Here is a 17,016-nt window from a genome sequence, read left to right as displayed (position 1 = left end):
CTATTATATTTTATTAATACTTAAAAGTTAAATCTCTTCCGCATACTTAACTATTTCATTTACTAAAGTTTTGCTGGTAGGTTTGTAGACTCTAAATTTTTTATTTTTAGATTCTAAAATTTTTTGATGTAAATTCTCTATTTCCCATACAACTGTAATGTACTCTTGTGATTCAAGGATTTCACATATTTCAATTTGATGATCATCGATATGTTCATTAAACTTTTTCAATCTAGGCACAACTATTACTTTTTTTTCTAAATTCAAGGCTTGGAAAATACTACTAGTACCTCCATGGGTGATAATGAAATTTGCTTCATTAAAATATTTATTCATTAATTTTGATGGTAAAATTTTATGGATGGGGAAAGATGTAGGTTGATAAGTACTGTATCCAGCTTGCGCAACAATTTCTTTTTCGATTAAATTGTTTTCACAAAGATTATCTAACTCTTTAAATAATCTATTGAACTGAAACTTTTGCGTACCTACTGTTACAAATATCAATACAATCTCCCCTTATATTCCGAATTTTTATAAAAAGAGAGCAGTTCTTCCCATTGAACAAAAAATTTATCTGCAAAATTATAAAGAATTCTCCCTGTTATTGTTGGAGTATGAACTTTTGCAAAACTCTCAATAAAGATAAGCTTACATCCAAAAAGTTTACCTAATATACAAAATGGAATCACCACACCTGCTCCAGTAGATATGATAAGTTTAGGTCTAATTCTTAAAATATAGACGAGTGATAACCAAAAATTAACAAATAAAATTAGTGGGAATAATAAGTTTTTTCTTTCTTGTTGAATTAAAAAATAAGCATCATATTTCTTTTTTAGAGAAATAGTTGACTCATTATTCTCTGTTAGAACGCAAAACTCTTCATTGTTAAAACTGTTAAAAATAGTATTTAATTGAGTTAAATGTCCTCCTGTAGAACTAATGAAACAAATTTTTTTCAATTTTTAATACCTCTCTTTAATCTTTTTGTACTACACGTTAACAAAAGGACAAATTCTATTAATTTAATAGTAAGAGTATCAAACGTCTATATCCAATTGATAAATAAGTCAATAATTTCATAATAGTTTTCCACTGTCTATTCCAAATTTTATATTTGAATTTCTGATAATAATTTCCATTATTATACATATATCTTTTGAATTCTTCTTCATTTATTACAGTATTAATTTCTTCCAAAAACTTGGTATTATATAGTCCTCGCATCCACCATTTAAACAAGTAATTTCTAATAAAATTATTTATTACTTTATCGTTAGACAAATGAATAAGCTCTCCATAAGATAATAATCTATCTCTTGAATTTCGTTCCATATTTACCATTATAGAACCTTCTCTATATCTTCTCCTGTATACGTTAATATCAATATATTTAATAGATTTAGTTTTTTCGATACTTTTTAACCAGTATGAAACATCTTCCCCATAATAGTTTTCTTTAGGAAAAAACATTCGGTTTTGCTCAATAAATTCTTTTGATTGTATTTTAAAACATGCGCTGTGTAAGTCCAATAAACAATATTTTTTAATTGAATCCTTATAAAAGTTAGCCTTTTCTTTAATATGAAAGTATTTTTTTATGCATACTTTTCCATTGCCATCAAAAAAACCTTCTCCATTAAAAATTAGAATATCATATGTGTTAGTTTCAATTTCTTGCAATAATAAAGGTAAAGTATCTGACTTAATATAATCATCTGAGTCTAAAAACATAATATACTTTCCTGTTGCTATTTCTAACCCTGAATTCCTAGCCGCTCCTAGACCTTCATTTTTCTTATTAAGGCATCTGATTCTGTTATCTATTTTTTCATATTTCTCCATTATCAATCTGCTTTTATCTGTTGATCCATCATTTATTAAAACAATCTCTATGTTATCCATAGAAGATTCTGTTAAAGACTTGATACAATCATCAAGATATTTTTCTACATTATAGATTGGAACAATAATCGATAAAAGAATCTTTTCTGGTCTTACTTCACACATTTACATTCCACCTTAAAGCCAATTAGCCCACAATGTTTATCCGCCCAATAACATTGAACACTTTTCTGAAAGTAAAAGTGGAAGGTTATCACTCTACATGAATCCTCTTAAGTCAGCATTGCCCGCGAAGCTAAATGTCCAATTGATCCTGGCACATGCAACATAAGTATTCATTTTTATTTGGCGATCACATTTGGACTAACATTGACTTAGAGTTGAGACAACTAAATTAAAATCTCATCAAATATCCTATTTTTATTAAAATGCTTCATTTTTTCATTTATTGTTTTAGATTCTTTTTTATTATATTTAAGCAAATAATCAAGTTTCTCTCGCACTTTTTCATCACTTTGACTTTCCCTTACATCAAACAAATATTTCTCTTGCGAAAAATGGCCTAATAATTCTTGATATTTAATTGCCCAACCAAATACTAAGGCAGGTACACTATTTTTATAAGCATGAATAATAGAGTGATATCTCGAAGCAATAATAAAATCAAATTGTTTTATGATATTATCAATTTGTATACAATTAAAATCTTCAAATAACAATTTAACCCTATCTTCATTAGAGAACATTTTTTTTATATTTTCATTTATTTTAAGATCTTCATATGAATGACGTATTAAGTAAACATTTTTACCGTTTTCTAAAAGGCTGGAAATTATTTGTTTATAAACCTCATAAAGTTTTTCACTATTACCATGCATCATAACTTTTTCATTTGGAATTATAGCAACTGAATTTTCAAGAATATCTAGGTTTTTAAAATTATATTCACGATAGATATTAGAAATTGTATACTCTTCCCCTTGAAGCACAATATCGTAATTATGTGTAACATTACCTAAATTAAATGTTTTTAAATTTTTCAATCCATCTTTTTCTCTTACATATAATTTCTTAGGATACTGCAAATGTTTTTCTATTAAGGGAATTAGTTTCCTTCTATCATTTTCATTGTAATTAAATGGACCAAAAGATTGTGGTAATAAATACATCTGTATACCATATTGCTCTGCAATCATTATATTGCATAAATATTTAATAGTAGTCATATATCCTTGTTGAGATGATAAAGCATACCCGCTAATATCTACCATTAGGTCCGCATTTTCAAGAACTTTTTTAATTTCATCCATTTTTTCTTTCGGTAATTCTGTACCTTTAAAAATATATTTTGCAAACTCTTTTAATCCTAGATTAAGATTGTTTGGAAACCCCATCATTTTCATCTTTATACGTAAAGTCCAAGGTAAAACTCTGAAATTTAATTGCTTCATTTCATTCTTTTCTCTATCTGTGAAAACAGAGGAGAATAATACAACTTCTTTCTCTGGATATCTTTTTTTCATTTCATCAACAACTGTAAATGTCATTGCTTGAGCTCCTTTGTTACGAAGCTCTCCACCAACAATAATTATATAACGCATTAGGATCCCTCTCTCCATAAATCTATTAGTTATAAGTTCTTAGTTCATCTAATTCTTTCTTTTGAGAAAATGCTACTTTTCCTTCTGGATCTGGGTATCCTAAGGCTATAAACATTATTACTCGTTCATCTACACCAAGATTTAGAAATTTACTAACCTTTTTTTCTCTATCCTCAATATCTGGCCAATTAATTATACAGGAACTGAGTCCCTGGGTCTCTAAGGCATAGACAAATGACATTGCAGCTAACGAAGAGTCGATGTATATAAGGTGTCTATCTCTCTCATATGGATAAGCATTTAGTTTTCCAACCACAGCAACCATCACTGGAATATTATCACTATAACCTTGGGTACCCATTGGCAATATTGATGCTTCCTTAAGCTTCTCAGGATTATCAAAAATCCTAAATTCAAATGGTTGCCGATTACACGCACTTGGTGATAGGGTAGCAACATTTATTGCTTTATCAATAATAGTTCGAGGAACTTCTTTTGATGAAAACCAACGTACTGACCTTCTAAATTTAGCAAGTTCTAGTAAATCTTCATACGATACACTTAATTTTTTATCTAAATCTCGATTATAAGGAATATACTCTTTCGAACGGTTAGGTACATTAGTTACGTGGTCAATGCTTAAAAATAATTCGCGCATTCTATCTATCTTATTATCAGATCCAGTTACAGAAAAATAATTATTTAATACATCATAAGCCCATTTTAATTCATTAAAATTAATTAATTTTCCTTTATTTAAGTCATCAATAATCGACTTATAACAAAATACAGTTTCCTCAATATATCCAACTGCAAAAATCTTCCTCATTGGTCTCATTAAAAGACCCTTTTCTAGCCGATGTATATTTCTTCTCAATAAAAAATGATTTGAAGTTCTCCTCTTAATATCATTCAAGTGAGTTAATTTTCCATTAAGAACACTATGGTGTTCTCGATCAAACTCTTTCGAAAAAAGATAATAAATGGATGCTAACATCCTTGTTTTCGACATTCCCTTAATTATAATGACCGATGTTTTTATTTTTAATGCTTCTTTCCAACTAGATATCGTATTCCATTGTTGTGCTGGAATTATTTGCTTAATTATAGCTTTCAAGAAAAAACCTCCTACATCTTTAACTTCTTTAACACATATCGAAATGGAGTTAAGTAAGACCTCAACATCATTAACCCTGCTTCTCTGGTTTTTTTATTTAAAAAACAGAATAAAACCGTTGAAACAGAATATGAGGCTAAAGTTGCAATACTTGCCCCTACACCCTCGAATTTTGGAATTAATATCAAATTTAATCCAATGTTTAATAAAGCCCCTAACCCATGACTAACCAAAGAGAATATTAACAAACCTTCATTTATTAGCCATTTACTTAAAAGTGCTCTAGAAAAAACAAATATAGCTGTCCATATTTGGATAGTTAAAATAATTCCAGCGTTACTATATGCTTTTCCATACAATATTTTTACTGCCAAATCTGAAAATAAGCTAACTGGAATAGCTAAGGAGATAGCCAAAAGGAACAAGAAATCGTATATTTGTTGTAACCTTAGATTATATTTTTTTTCATTTTCTTTCTTTAGCATAATAAGTGTAGGAAAAAAAGATGAAACAACTGCAACGGGAACAAAAAACCAAACTTCCGTTAACTTTACAGCCACTGAAAATATTCCAACTGCTTCATCTCCTGCCATTTGTTTCAACATTAATTGATCTACCTTTAGATAAATAGCAGCAGCCATGCTAGAGAGAATTAACGGCCATGATTTCCCCAATAGGAACTTTGCTTTTTTTAGATTGAATTTCAAATTCTTTATACTTTGCTTATCCTTTTTGAATACATACACGAAAGCTATTGCTAATAAAATAAATTCTATTAAAAAAATGAGTGCAAAATATATGAGTGGGGCTTTAAATAAAATTAATGCAACCTTCCCAAGAGAAACTCCCACTAATGAAAAGTTCTTGGCAAAAACAATATATTTAGACTGGACCTTTGATTGGAACCATAAATCAATAGTTTCAAAAGATTGAAGAATTAGCATTAAACTAATAATTGAAATCATTGATACTGTAATATCATCGTTTGTATTTAAGAAGTACGCTAACACTATGGATAAGCAACAGCTTACTATTCCTGCTATTAATCTTAGATAAAATGTAGTACCTAGAATTTCATCTTTATCTTTAGGATTTTTAACTAATTCTCTTACAACCAATCCCGACAGTCCAAGCTGTACGAAAGAACCAATTAATGTTACTACTGCTATTGAATAGTTTAATAATCCAAACTGCTCAGGACCTAAAAACCTCGCTACCCAAATACCAACGAAAAAACTAATTATCATTCTGAAAATTTTCTCAAACAGTAACCAGCTAGTATTAAAAAAGTATTTATGAAACCCTTTATTAGTTTTTATTTCTTTTAATTTATTTAACATTTAAGCTACCTACCATTAATAAAACTAATATTTTTATTTTCTTCATTTAAATTAAATTAGTGTATATAGATATTATATTGATGTTTTAACAAAAATTTTCAATAAGCATTTTTTGAACTTACAACTACAAATATTGTCTTAACGATTAAAGTAACATCCATCCATAAAGACCTTTCAGCAATATAGGTAATATCCATCTCTACCATTTCTTCAAAACCAACACTATTTCTTGCACTAACCTGCCACACTCCTGTGCATCCAGGTTGCACTAACAAACGTTGTTTTTGATAATTAGTATATTCTGTTACCTCCCGTGGTAATGGTGGTCTCGGCCCTACAAGACTCATCTCACCTTTAAGCACATTAATTAGCTGTGGTAACTCATCGATACTAGTCTTTCTTATTATTTTTCCGATTCTTGTAACCCTTGGATCTTTCTTCATTTTAAACATTGCACCACTTACTTCATTTTGGGTTAATAATGATTCCAGTAATTCTTCAGCATTACTTACCATTGAGCGAAATTTCAGCATACTAAATTCTTTTCCATCTTTACCGATACGCATTTGCATAAAAAATATTGGTCCTTTTGGATCTTCAATTTTAATAAAGATGGCTACTATTAAAAAAATTGGACTTAAGAAAATAAGACCTAATATAGAACCAATTATGTCAATTATTCTTTTGCTAATTAGATAGCGCTTATTATTATTCACTTTTACCACTTGATTAGATTTTACTGTGGATGCGTGACTGATTGCCTCCATTTTTAATTTCACCGTTCTTTCTTATTAGGCATTAATTTTATTTTTATCGACTATTTCTACTAATTTCGCTAATAATGGCTGCTTAAGTTCTTCATGTTGTAGAGCAAACTCTAAAGTTGTTGTAACAAACCCCAACTTTTCCCCCACATCATATCTTTTCCCTTCAAAATCATAAGCGAATACTGACTGCTCTGTGTTTAACATTTGTATTGCATCAGTCAATTGGATTTCTCCGCCAGCACCTGTTTCTTGTCTATCTAGATATTTAAATATATCCGCTGTTAAGAGATACCGTCCCATAATGGCTAAATTAGAGGGAGCCTGTCCAACTGCAGGTTTCTCTACAAAGTTACTAACTTTATATTTCCTACCAATCTGTGAGATTGGATCAACAATACCATACCTATGTGTTTGATCATTCTCTACAGCCTGAACTCCTATTACGGAAGTACCTGTCTCGTAATAAGCATCAATCAATTGTTTTGTAGCAGGTATATCCGCTTGAACAATATCATCTCCTAGAAGTACTGCAAAAGGCTCATCTCCAATAAATTTACGTGCGCACCATACTGCATGTCCTAATCCCTTAGGTTCCTTCTGACGGATATAATGAATATCAACTTTTGACGCTTCTTGAACCTTTTCAAGTAATTCAAACTTTTGTTTTTCAATTAGATTTTGCTCAAGCTCAAATGCATGATCAAAATGATCTTCGATTGCACGCTTTCCTTTTCCTGTTACGATAATAATATCTTCAATTCCAGATGCTATTGCTTCTTCAATAATGTATTGAATTGTTGGCTTGTCTACGATAGGTAACATTTCTTTCGGCATTGCTTTTGTTGCGGGAAGAAATCTAGTACCTAACCCCGCTGCTGGTATAATCGCTTTTTTAACTTTTTTCATTAATATCACCTCTAGTAAATTTTATCCTATTACTTTTCGAAAGAAATTCTAATCTTTACAGTATTAATCCCGGAAACAGATTTTTAGTGCGGCCTGCTGGAAAGATTATGTTTAAAACATACTTCAAGGGAGAGAGATAATCCGTTCAAGAAGCCTAAGGGTATAAAGTTATGTTTGACTATCCGAACTCTGCTAGTACCCATTACTGCATTTATAAACCATTAAAAATTGTAAAATCCCGTAAAGATTATTAATTAAATATGTAATAACTCACCTTATTAAATTAGTATATAAAACTTATTTTCACATAATACTATTGGTAAAAGACTTATAATAACATCAGTCTATAATAGAGACGAGTGCAAGTCGGAATATTGGCAGAGATAGATTTATCAATTCACTAAAAAAAACCTAAAAACTTTTTTTTCTTAATTTTGCTCGGATTTAATTTATATATAGTTAAATTTTTTACCAATAACTCAGCATTTTCTTTAAAAATATATACAGCATCTCTACCAAATTCATTATTAAGAACACCATACCCATTAGACATACGAAAAGGACGATTTTTTAAGCTGTGAACGTCCGAGGCTAAGAAGTGAGTAAGCTGAGCTTCAATAAGTTGAAGTGTGAATTTTTTAATGTTCTTTCCGAAATGCCCTGTAATACTTGAAGCTGTAATTTGCGTTAAAGCTCCTTTACTGACAAGCTTGTATAGAAGTTCAGGGTTTTCAATAATTTCTGAATTTCGTTCAGGATGGACGATGATTGGCGTGAGACCCTTCATTTGGATATCAAATAGCATTTGTTCTGTATACCTTGGTACATGTCCAGAAGGCAGCTCAATAAATACGTAGTTTGTGTGGTTTAGAGGCAGAATAAGATCATTTTCCAGTTCAATCAGCAAATCTCCATGAATTCTTGTTTCCTGCCCTGGCAAAATGGTTAGAGGGACATCTTCTTTTTTTAATAAAAGATTTAGTTCTTCAACTTTTTCGAGAATACTGTGTTTATTGTTAATATATTTCCCATTTTGATGATGGGGTGTTGCAATAACCGTTGTAATCCCCTCACTAACAGCTGCTTTTGCAATTTGTATTGCTTCTTCATAACTGTCAGCACCGTCATCTACTTTAGGTAAAATATGTGAGTGAATATCAATCATAAGAACCACCACCTATTGTAATCTGTATAGGTATTATGTGTCGAAATAATACCTATACACGTATTGCCACTTTGAGATAATACCACAAAAAAAACTAGTTCAAAAGGGGTGTATCTTGTCGAATAATCATTTATTTTGATGCGTAATAATAATATTGACTATCCTGCTGTTTTTTGTTGTTAAGGACTGTTCCAAGAATTTTAGCCTGCGCTTGTTCTAAAGCATCCTTTGCTTTTTTTGCTGATTCTAACTCGGTTTTCCCGCTGCTAACTACAAGGACAACTCCATCAACCGCATGTGAGAGAATTTGTGCATCCGTTACCGCTAGTACCGGGGGTGTATCAAATAAGACAAAATCATACTCTCTTTTAGCATCCTCAATCAACTGTCTCATCCCTTTAGATGCTAGAAGTTCTGAAGGATTAGGAGGAATTGGGCCGCTAGTCAAAATAAATAGATTATCCTGATCTGTATACTTTGCAGCTTGGCTTAAAGTAGATTGTCTAGTTAATATATTTGTAAGTCCTACATGATTATCAACCTTAAATGTATAGTGTCCAGTAGGCTTACGCAGATCTCCATCTATTAAGAGAACTTTTTTTCCTTGTTGTGCGAACACTACTGCAAGATTTGCTGCAGTTGTCGATTTTCCCTCACCGGGACCGGCAGAGGTAACAATTATAGAGCTTATTTCTTCATCTACCGTTGAGAACTGTATGTTCGTACGGATGGTACGATATTGTTCAGCTATTGGTGATTTTGGTGTTGTCATTGAAACTAAACTTCTGCTTTGTAATTGAAACATTTGTTTGCGATCTTTACGAGCCAATGGATTCACCTCTTGTTCTGGTACTCTGATTTCCAGCAACCTTTTGATCTTTCATTTCCTGTTCCATATCAATACGAGTAATTGCTCCTAATACTGGCAAGCCTAAGTGCTTTTCAATGTCCTGCTCGTTTTTGATTGTGTTATCTAAGAATTCTAATAGGAAAGCTAACCCAACACCTGCCATTAGACCTACTACTAATGCGATAGCTATATTTAATACTGGCTTTGGTTTTATTGGTGATGGATCGATACCTAAATCAGCTTTTGATAGAATGCTTACGTTATCTACGTTCATAATTGTTGCAATTTCCTTTTGGAAAACAGTTGCAACTGTATTTGCAATTTCTGCTGCTTGCTTAGGATCTTCATCTTGCACAGAAATGGTGACAACTTGTGAATTTTGCTCACTCGCTACGGCAACATTTTCGTTTAGCTGCCCGCTTGTCATATTTAAATCTAATCGTTGAATAACTTTATCTAAAATGGCAGGGCTTTTAATAATTACATTATAAGTATTAATCAATTGGAGATTCGTTTGCACTTCTCCAGGGTTGAATGCCTGCTGATCACTTTTGGCTTGATTCACGAGAATTTGGGTAGAAGATTGATAGATGGGAGTTAGAATAAAGTAACTAATAATTCCGCTAGTGGCTGCGGCGATTGCCGTGATAATAATAATGAGAGAAAGACGTTTCTTTAAGGTTTGAAACAGTTCTTTCAAACTGATTGTTTCTTCCATGTTGACCTCCAGTTAATTTATGTAATTAAAAAACACAAAGCTTATTATAATAAAAGAGCAAGTCTATAGCTACAAATTTTTACAGTGAAAGTGATAAATTTCTTATTTTTTGTCATTTATTAGCTTTTTCGAAACAATAATGACAATTATAACAAGGATTTGTAAATTGTGTGTAAATATTTTTCAAACACAAAAAAGAGACCCGCAAAAAAGCGAATCTCTTACCGTATTATAGTCCGTTAATTAAAACGGTTACAAGCGCTGTGCATAAAATTGTTAAAAGTGGAATAGAGACTGTCAGCATGCGCTTTTTCAGCTCTCTTTTTCTTTCCATTTCTTCTGGTGTAATCCAATGACTCATTTGTATAAATCCCCCTCGAAAGCTGTCGATATTTGTCTAAATGTTTATGTTTAATATATCGGAGGGATTTATAAATAGTTTAATAGAACTTTAGTCATATGGTGACGAAAAAAGTCCGCATATTTTTTGTTGCGGACTTTTTTCGGTGTTCATCTATTAAGATGCATATACTTTTCTAAACTGAAGAATCAGTTCTTCAAGCAATTCTTTGGTGGTAATTTCATTTGAATGCTCGCCTTTTTGGTAGGCGTGCATTAAAATTTGCAGAAGTTCTTCTTGTTTAAGGCTATTTTCATTCATTCTACAAATTTTCCTTTCTTGTAATTTACAATTTTATACAACAAGCAGATTATACTGCGTTTTCTGTCGACTGGCAACTATTTATATCGTTCGTGTCGAACTATCTTTTATGTCCCCGAATTTTCTCAACTCTAAACCTCTCCGCCGAAATTTCCCTTTCCGTTTTATCCTTTGTTCATTATCAGTTATAATTAAAGAATTGACTATGAAAAGCCAAGCGCCCTTTTAGCCCCTTGATGGAGCTGGACATAGAAGCGCAAAATTATATACTTTATAATCACTTAAAAAAGGAGCGGTGTGCCATGCTTCAGCATGAACTGGATAAAGAGTTGATTCTGCATGCGGGTGAAGAGCTGCAGGATCAGCTTTCGCCTGAGTTAGAAGACGATCGCAATCTTGTGAAAAAAGGGCTGATGCTGTATCGGCAGGGCAGCGTGTACAACATTAAGATAGATGGACACACAGTGAGTGCCAATGTGCAGGATGTGACGCCTGTTCGGGTTGTGCTTGAGCTTGATTTTTTTACGATGAGCTCATGTTCCTGTCCTGCAGCATTTCCCTGCCGTCATGTAGTGGCATCCTTTCTCTATTTATATGCAAGCGTCGAACGAGTCGGTACATATTTGGACGCTTGGAATGCCAAGACGCAGCAGGCGATTCTTGCCCAGCTGAAGCCTGCCAGTCAGAAGATTCCTCCTGTGAGCTGGAAGGATGATTCGCTTTCAAGCTGGCTGTCGTTTTTTGACTTTGAATACAAACGCTGGGCTCAGAATCGCCCGCGCAACATTCAGCAAATTCAGAGCCTGTACAACCATTACTATCCCGTGCTGAAGAAGAAGGCCCCGAAAGATGCGGACCTCAGACGGTTTTATATCATACATGCAAACTTGGCGACATTGTTCTACATGCTTCGTCTACTTAATGAGACGAAACCGAATGATCATTTGTTACACCATGTTTATCATTCTTATTTTGAAGAGTGTATTGAGTCGATTACATACGAACTGCGGGAGATGCGGAAGTTCGCGTTGCCTTTCTCTCTTGATTCTCTTTTTGAGGAGAGCATCGAGGTTTTTCATCAGTTGCTTGATGTCAGCAGTTATTTGCAGTTTGAACGGATCAGTTTATATCGTGCGCTTTGGATCGGTCTGCTTAATCGGAAGAAGTGGATCGAGAATGAGGTTGACTGGCTGAATGAACAATTGAGTGAACGGGATGTTCCTGAATATCGCCTTGCTTTGATTCATATGGATTTTCTCCAGGGTGATGATGATGCTTTATTTGAGAAGATGAAAGTGTTTAATGAGGGAGCCTTTCCGATTTTGTACGATTGGGTCGGCGATCTTGTTTCACGGAAAAATTGGAAGCGTGCTTCGAAGTGGTTTACGTATTTGCTTGGGAAATCGGATGCTTTTTTAAACAGTGATATTCCATATGAAGAGAAACGCCGTTCAGTTCGTTTTTTCCTGGATATGCTTTCTGAGTATTCTAATCAGACCAAGGATGAGCGGCTGTATGAAAATGCCTGCCGCAATCTGCTTCCTTTCAGCTATGCGGAGTATCATCATTTTCTCGTGAACAAGAAGCAATTCAGGACGTGGGCGGAACTTCATCTGCTGCTTGGGTTTGAACTGTATGAGATTGACCGCGACTTGTTAAAGATGATAGAGAAGGAAAGTCCTGAGTCGCTGCTGACGATCTATCACCATGCGATACGCCAGGAAATCGCTTTGCGGACGAGAAGCAACTATAAGCTTGCGGTGCGATATTTGAAGAAGGCTCGCTCTCTATATAAGAAGGTAAAGAATGAGACACAATTTGACATCTATCTTGAAAAGCTATCACATGAGCACCGGCGCCTGCGTGCTTTTCAAGAGGAGCTGAAGAGAGGAAAGTTGATTCATGCTGAATGATTTGAAGATCTCCGTCCATACGGAACAAATCGAGAATTTTCACTTTTACGTATGGTGCACGACGAAGGATGAGAAAACGCTCGGCACGAATCATATGCGGCGCTACTTGTTCACATGGCATAAATCCTCTTTCTTTGGATCTCTGCTTGAAGATGTGAGCTACATTGGGGTCCCTTCTGTTCTGCTGTCTCCTTGGATGATGGTTGAGCTGATCGGAAAAGATACCACGAATTCACTGGCTGATATTGAGTACAGCGGCGATGCTGTCCCGCTGATTGATGCAGCTGAGGCGATATATGATTGTATCGTGAACGGCGAGTTTATGCCTGATTTTGAACGGTGGAAGAATGGTGCGTTTGGATGGCGAGATACTGCCGGTGAGCTTGAAGGGTTTACGGCGGATTGGCTGTCTGCGGCTGTGAGCGATTTGATTGAGAGGAATTCGGATCTGAAACTTGCTTGGAGCGACATTGTGGAAACTTATGCCGCTACTGAGAAGTTTGAAGGTCATTTTCTCGATGAGCGCGACTGGCTTGAGAAGATCGGTTTCTTAATCGACGATGCTCCGTTTACGATTGGACTCCGGTTAAATGAACCGGATTATGATGGCGACGATTGGAAGCTTGAGCTGTTTTTGCGAGACCGCAAGAACCCTGATTCGTTTCACCTTTTTCAAGGGCTTAAGGATTTGCCTACTCCTTGGCGGGGGTATATGGACCGGATTGAACGCGAGCAGCAGCGCTTTGAGGAAATTGTACCTTGGTTGTCTTTTCAAAATGGAAACACGCATATTACCGAGGATGAGGCGTGGCTCTTTTTAACAAGCGCGAGTGAAACGTTTGTCAACACTGGCGTGGAGATCCTCTTGCCTTCATGGTGGCAGGTTGTCCGTGATTCAAAAGTGATGCTGAAGGCGAAGATGTCGTCAGCCCCGCGTGGACAATCCTTTGTCGGCATGAACTCGCTGATTGATTTCAACTGGCGTTTTGCGACGAATGGCGTTGAGATGAGTGAGGAAGAGTTCATGGGCATGGTGAATGATAACCGCCGCCTTGTGAATTTTAAAGGTCAGTGGATTAAGCTGGATCCTGCATTTATTAAACATGTGCAGTCGATTTTGAAAAAAGCCGAAAAAGAAGGACTGCACTTTTCCGATATTCTGCAGCAGGAGCTGGCTGATGCACGTGATCGTGATGATGAGGTGCTTGATTCGCGTGCGTTTGCGAATATTCATATTGAGCTTAGCCGTCAGATGAAGTCGATGCTTCGGCAGCTGACGGAGATAACGGATATTCCAAAGCACGATGTGCCAGCTTCTTTTCATGGCGATCTGCGTCCTTATCAGCAGCAAGGGGTTGACTGGCTGCTGTTTCTGCGGAAATTCCATTTTGGCGCTTGCTTAGCGGACGATATGGGGCTCGGGAAGACGATACAGATGATAGCTTATTTTGCTTATGTAGTGGAGCATGAAAAACGTGAAGCACCGTTTCTTATTATTGCGCCAACTTCGGTTCTAGGTAACTGGCAGAAGGAGATTGAGAAGTTTGCTCCTGATTTGAAGGTTCATCTTCATTACGGTCCAAATCGGGCAAAGGGTGAGGATTTTCATGTATCGCTAGCCGATACGGATATTGTTTTGACCTCATACGGCCTGTCTCACGCGGATCATGAAGAGATTGCTTCCGTTACGTGGAGCGCGATTTGTTTGGATGAAGCTCAGAACATTAAAAATGCGCACACGAAGCAGTCCAGAGCGATACGGAAGTTAAAGGGCCAGCATCATATCGCCCTGACAGGAACGCCGATGGAGAATCGTTTAACGGAATTATGGTCGATATTTGATTTTATCAATACAGGATTTCTTGGCAGTCTGCATAGTTTCCATAAGAAATTTGTACTTCCGATTGAGAAGGATCGGGATCCCGCAATTATCGGAAACCTGCAGCAGCTGATTAAGCCGTTCCTGCTGCGCCGGACGAAGCGTGATGAGCAGGTTGCGCTGAATCTGCCAGAGAAGCAGGAGCAGAAAGAGTATATCCCGCTAACGGTTGAGCAGGCGTCACTTTATGAACAGCTGGTTAAGGATACCTTTGATCAGGTTTCACAGCTTGCGGGTATGCAGCGGAAGGCGCTGATTCTGAAGATGCTCGGAAAGCTGAAGCAGATCTGTAATCACCCTGCGCTGTATTTAAAAGAGGAACGTGCAGCGTCCGTGACGACACGCTCTCATAAAATTGAGAAGCTGCTTGAGCTTGTAACGGCGATACGTGAACAGGATGAAAGCTGTCTGATCTTCACGCAGTATATCGGCATGGGTGAGATGATTCAATCCTTGCTAGAGCGTGAGTTTGGAGAGAAAGTCTTGTTCTTAAACGGCAGTGTGGCAAAAGCGGCACGTGATAAGATGGTGGAGCAGTTCCAGAATAAAGAGTATTCGATTTTGATCTTGTCTTTGAAAGCCGGAGGAACCGGATTGAACTTAACCGCTGCGAACCATGTCGTTCACTATGACCGCTGGTGGAACCCGGCTGTTGAGAACCAGGCAACAGACCGCGCCTATCGCATCGGTCAAAACCGATTTGTCCATGTGCATAAGCTGATTACAACGGGAACAATCGAAGAGAAGATTGATGGCATGCTGGATAAAAAGCAATCCCTGAACGATGAAATTATCCAAAGCGAGAGCTGGATCACGGAGCTGTCCACAGATGAACTGGAAGAGCTCTTTACCCTCTCCATGAGCTAGGAGGCGCGCGACATGAGCAAGAAAAAAGATGACGATGTGAAAAAGGAAACAATGAGTGCAGAGTGGAAGAAGCTGTATGAGCTGATTGGCAAGAAGGTTGGGAAATAGGGATTTTGTGGGGCCAGTCTGGTTTGGGCTGGTTTTTTTATGTGCAGTTGGGTATCTGGGGGTTGGGTATTACTGTTGGTAGGGAAATTCCGGCAGAAAGATGGTTTACTTTCCAAAATGGGGGTTTTACTTTCTGGAATGGCTCTTTTACTAGCGGAAACCAAGTATATACTTGCCAGTTTAAAGGAGATACTTTCATTTTTCCATATACCTCCTAATTGGACGTAAAAAAATCAACCTTCTGTTTAAGGCTGATTCATCTCATGTAATTTGAAAATCTCGATTTCGTGCTCTGCTGATTTTTGCTTCAAGTATTTGAGTTCCATGCGCTGGTGCGACATTTCTTTGAGAAGCGCCGCGTCTCTAGTCCCGCTTTTTGCTTCGTTATCATCGAGCTTGCCTTCTAAAATGGCCAGTTCTTTAAGTAATTCAGATCGCATATCCGACATATCTGTTTTTAGACTTGAAACGTCTGTTTTTAGATTTGAGACATCCGCTTTCAGATTCGAAACATCCGCTTTTACTTCTGTCATGTCAGTTTTCAGGGTTAAGACGTCTATTTTTAGGCTTGAGACGTCCGCTTTCAAATTCGAGACATCCGCTTTTACTTCTGTCATGTCTGTTTTGAGGGTGGAGACGTCTTTCTTTAGTACGGCTATGTCTGTTTTTATCTCAGACACATCTCCTCTGATTCCGTGGATACCAGTGAGAATTCGGGTTAACAGCTCTTCATTCATCAGTTGATACCTCGCTTTCTTTGTTTTATTATATCCTAATTGTCCCGTCTCAAGAAAGAACTAGCCGGAGATTTCCGGCTAGTTAAGTGAGGAAGTGGGGAGTTCCTTGATTCTGTTTCTGTGAGGGGTTGCTGAGGGTTTTGTTATTTTTCCGTTACTGCGAGTTCACGGGTTTTGCCGCCCATGAAGCGAACGGAGTCTGCGACGACTTCTGTGATGTAGACGCGCCTGCCTTCTGCGTTTTCATAGTTGCGGGTCTGGATGCGTCCTGATACGCCTACGATAGAGCCCTTTCGGCAATAGTTGGCTGTGTTTTCTGCTGTTTTTCTCCACAAGGTGCAGTTGACGAAGTCTGTGTCCATGTCACCCGCTGCATTTTTAAATGAGCGGCTCACTGCCAGTGTGATGTTGGCAACAGGCGCTCCTTCGGCTGTGTAGCGCATTTCAGGATCCTTTGTTAACCGTCCGACCAGCGTGACTGAGTTTATCACCTAATTCCTCCTCTCTTTAGCTTACAAGGCTATTGTAGTAGGTATTTG

The 17,016-nt window shown here is 36.3% G+C and carries 17 protein-coding genes; 2 read left to right on the top strand and 15 right to left on the bottom strand.

Annotated features, from left to right (window positions below):
• Nucleotides 1-27: 27 nt before the first annotated feature.
• From pssE to GJU41_RS24655, 13 genes are all read right to left on the bottom strand, one after another.
• A complete protein-coding gene (gene pssE / locus GJU41_RS09755) occupies nucleotides 28-507 on the bottom strand; it encodes a PssE/Cps14G family polysaccharide biosynthesis glycosyltransferase (RefSeq protein WP_154318466.1) in 480 nt (159 codons plus the stop codon).
• Entirely contained in the window at nucleotides 504-965 is a 462-nt protein-coding gene (gene pssD / locus GJU41_RS09750; RefSeq protein ID WP_154318465.1) for a PssD/Cps14F family polysaccharide biosynthesis glycosyltransferase, read from the bottom strand. The genes pssE and pssD overlap by 4 nt, the downstream gene beginning before the upstream one ends.
• Nucleotides 966-1,023: 58 nt before the next feature.
• Nucleotides 1,024-2,013 (bottom strand): glycosyltransferase family 2 protein, encoded by a 990-nt coding sequence (locus GJU41_RS09745; protein WP_154318464.1) that lies wholly within the window; start codon nucleotides 2,011-2,013, stop codon nucleotides 1,024-1,026.
• 224 nt (nucleotides 2,014-2,237) lie between these two features.
• Entirely contained in the window at nucleotides 2,238-3,449 is a 1,212-nt protein-coding gene (locus GJU41_RS09740) for a polysaccharide pyruvyl transferase family protein (protein WP_170292762.1), read from the bottom strand.
• 25 nt (nucleotides 3,450-3,474) lie between these two features.
• The gene (locus GJU41_RS09735; RefSeq protein WP_212031444.1) at nucleotides 3,475-4,566 is read right to left on the bottom strand and encodes a nitroreductase family protein; all 1,092 of its coding nucleotides are present in this window, start codon (nucleotides 4,564-4,566) and stop codon (nucleotides 3,475-3,477) included.
• Nucleotides 4,567-4,577: 11 nt separating this feature from the next.
• Complete coding sequence (locus tag GJU41_RS09730) at nucleotides 4,578-5,906, bottom strand: flippase (RefSeq protein ID WP_154318462.1); 1,329 nt, start codon at nucleotides 5,904-5,906, stop codon at nucleotides 4,578-4,580.
• 98 nt (nucleotides 5,907-6,004) lie between these two features.
• Nucleotides 6,005-6,673 (bottom strand): sugar transferase, encoded by a 669-nt coding sequence (locus GJU41_RS09725; protein WP_154318461.1) that lies wholly within the window; start codon nucleotides 6,671-6,673, stop codon nucleotides 6,005-6,007.
• 24 nt (nucleotides 6,674-6,697) lie between these two features.
• Entirely contained in the window at nucleotides 6,698-7,579 is an 882-nt protein-coding gene (gene galU, locus GJU41_RS09720) for a UTP--glucose-1-phosphate uridylyltransferase GalU (RefSeq protein WP_154318460.1), read from the bottom strand.
• A 400-nt stretch (nucleotides 7,580-7,979) separates the two neighbouring features.
• A complete protein-coding gene (locus GJU41_RS09715; RefSeq protein ID WP_154318459.1) occupies nucleotides 7,980-8,744 on the bottom strand; it encodes a tyrosine-protein phosphatase in 765 nt (254 codons plus the stop codon).
• Between the two features lie 130 nt (nucleotides 8,745-8,874).
• Nucleotides 8,875-9,573, bottom strand: coding sequence for a CpsD/CapB family tyrosine-protein kinase (locus GJU41_RS09710; RefSeq protein WP_396653209.1), 699 nt, complete (start codon nucleotides 9,571-9,573; stop codon nucleotides 8,875-8,877).
• Nucleotides 9,563-10,312 (bottom strand): YveK family protein, encoded by a 750-nt coding sequence (locus GJU41_RS09705; protein ID WP_154318458.1) that lies wholly within the window; start codon nucleotides 10,310-10,312, stop codon nucleotides 9,563-9,565. The genes GJU41_RS09710 and GJU41_RS09705 overlap by 11 nt, the downstream gene beginning before the upstream one ends.
• A 229-nt stretch (nucleotides 10,313-10,541) precedes the next feature.
• Nucleotides 10,542-10,673, bottom strand: a complete 132-nt coding sequence (locus GJU41_RS25210; RefSeq protein WP_263596912.1) for a hypothetical protein — start codon at nucleotides 10,671-10,673, stop codon at nucleotides 10,542-10,544.
• Between the two features lie 156 nt (nucleotides 10,674-10,829).
• Nucleotides 10,830-10,973: a YwzD family small protein gene (locus GJU41_RS24655; RefSeq protein ID WP_170292761.1), complete on the bottom strand. Its 144-nt coding sequence runs from the start codon at nucleotides 10,971-10,973 to the stop codon at nucleotides 10,830-10,832.
• Between the two features lie 302 nt (nucleotides 10,974-11,275).
• Between GJU41_RS24655 and GJU41_RS09700 the strand changes: the two genes are divergently transcribed.
• Both GJU41_RS09700 and GJU41_RS09695 read left to right on the top strand, forming a co-directional pair.
• Nucleotides 11,276-12,886 carry an SWIM zinc finger family protein gene (locus GJU41_RS09700; protein ID WP_170292760.1) on the top strand — a complete coding sequence of 537 codons (1,611 nt, stop codon included), beginning with the start codon at nucleotides 11,276-11,278 and terminating at the stop codon, nucleotides 12,884-12,886.
• On the top strand, nucleotides 12,876-15,632 hold the full coding sequence (locus GJU41_RS09695) for a DEAD/DEAH box helicase (protein WP_154318456.1): 2,757 nt from the start codon (nucleotides 12,876-12,878) through the stop codon (nucleotides 15,630-15,632). Before GJU41_RS09700 ends, GJU41_RS09695 begins: the two co-directional genes overlap by 11 nt.
• 353 nt (nucleotides 15,633-15,985) lie before the next feature.
• Here the strand turns inward: GJU41_RS09695 and GJU41_RS09690 are convergent, their stop codons facing one another.
• Nucleotides 15,986-16,477: a hypothetical protein gene (locus tag GJU41_RS09690; protein ID WP_154318455.1), complete on the bottom strand. Its 492-nt coding sequence runs from the start codon at nucleotides 16,475-16,477 to the stop codon at nucleotides 15,986-15,988.
• A gap of 143 nt (nucleotides 16,478-16,620) precedes the next feature.
• The gene (gene ssb, locus GJU41_RS09685) at nucleotides 16,621-16,968 is read right to left on the bottom strand and encodes a single-stranded DNA-binding protein (RefSeq protein WP_070875360.1); all 348 of its coding nucleotides are present in this window, start codon (nucleotides 16,966-16,968) and stop codon (nucleotides 16,621-16,623) included.
• Between the last annotated feature and the right edge of the window lie 48 nt (nucleotides 16,969-17,016).

Origin of the sequence: Metabacillus idriensis, from assembly GCF_009674765.1 — a bacterium.
Taxonomy (GTDB): domain Bacteria; phylum Bacillota; class Bacilli; order Bacillales; family Bacillaceae; genus Bacillus_P; species Bacillus_P idriensis.
The sequence above is the reverse complement of the archived record's forward strand: the minus strand, read 5'-3'. Positions and strand labels throughout refer to the sequence as shown.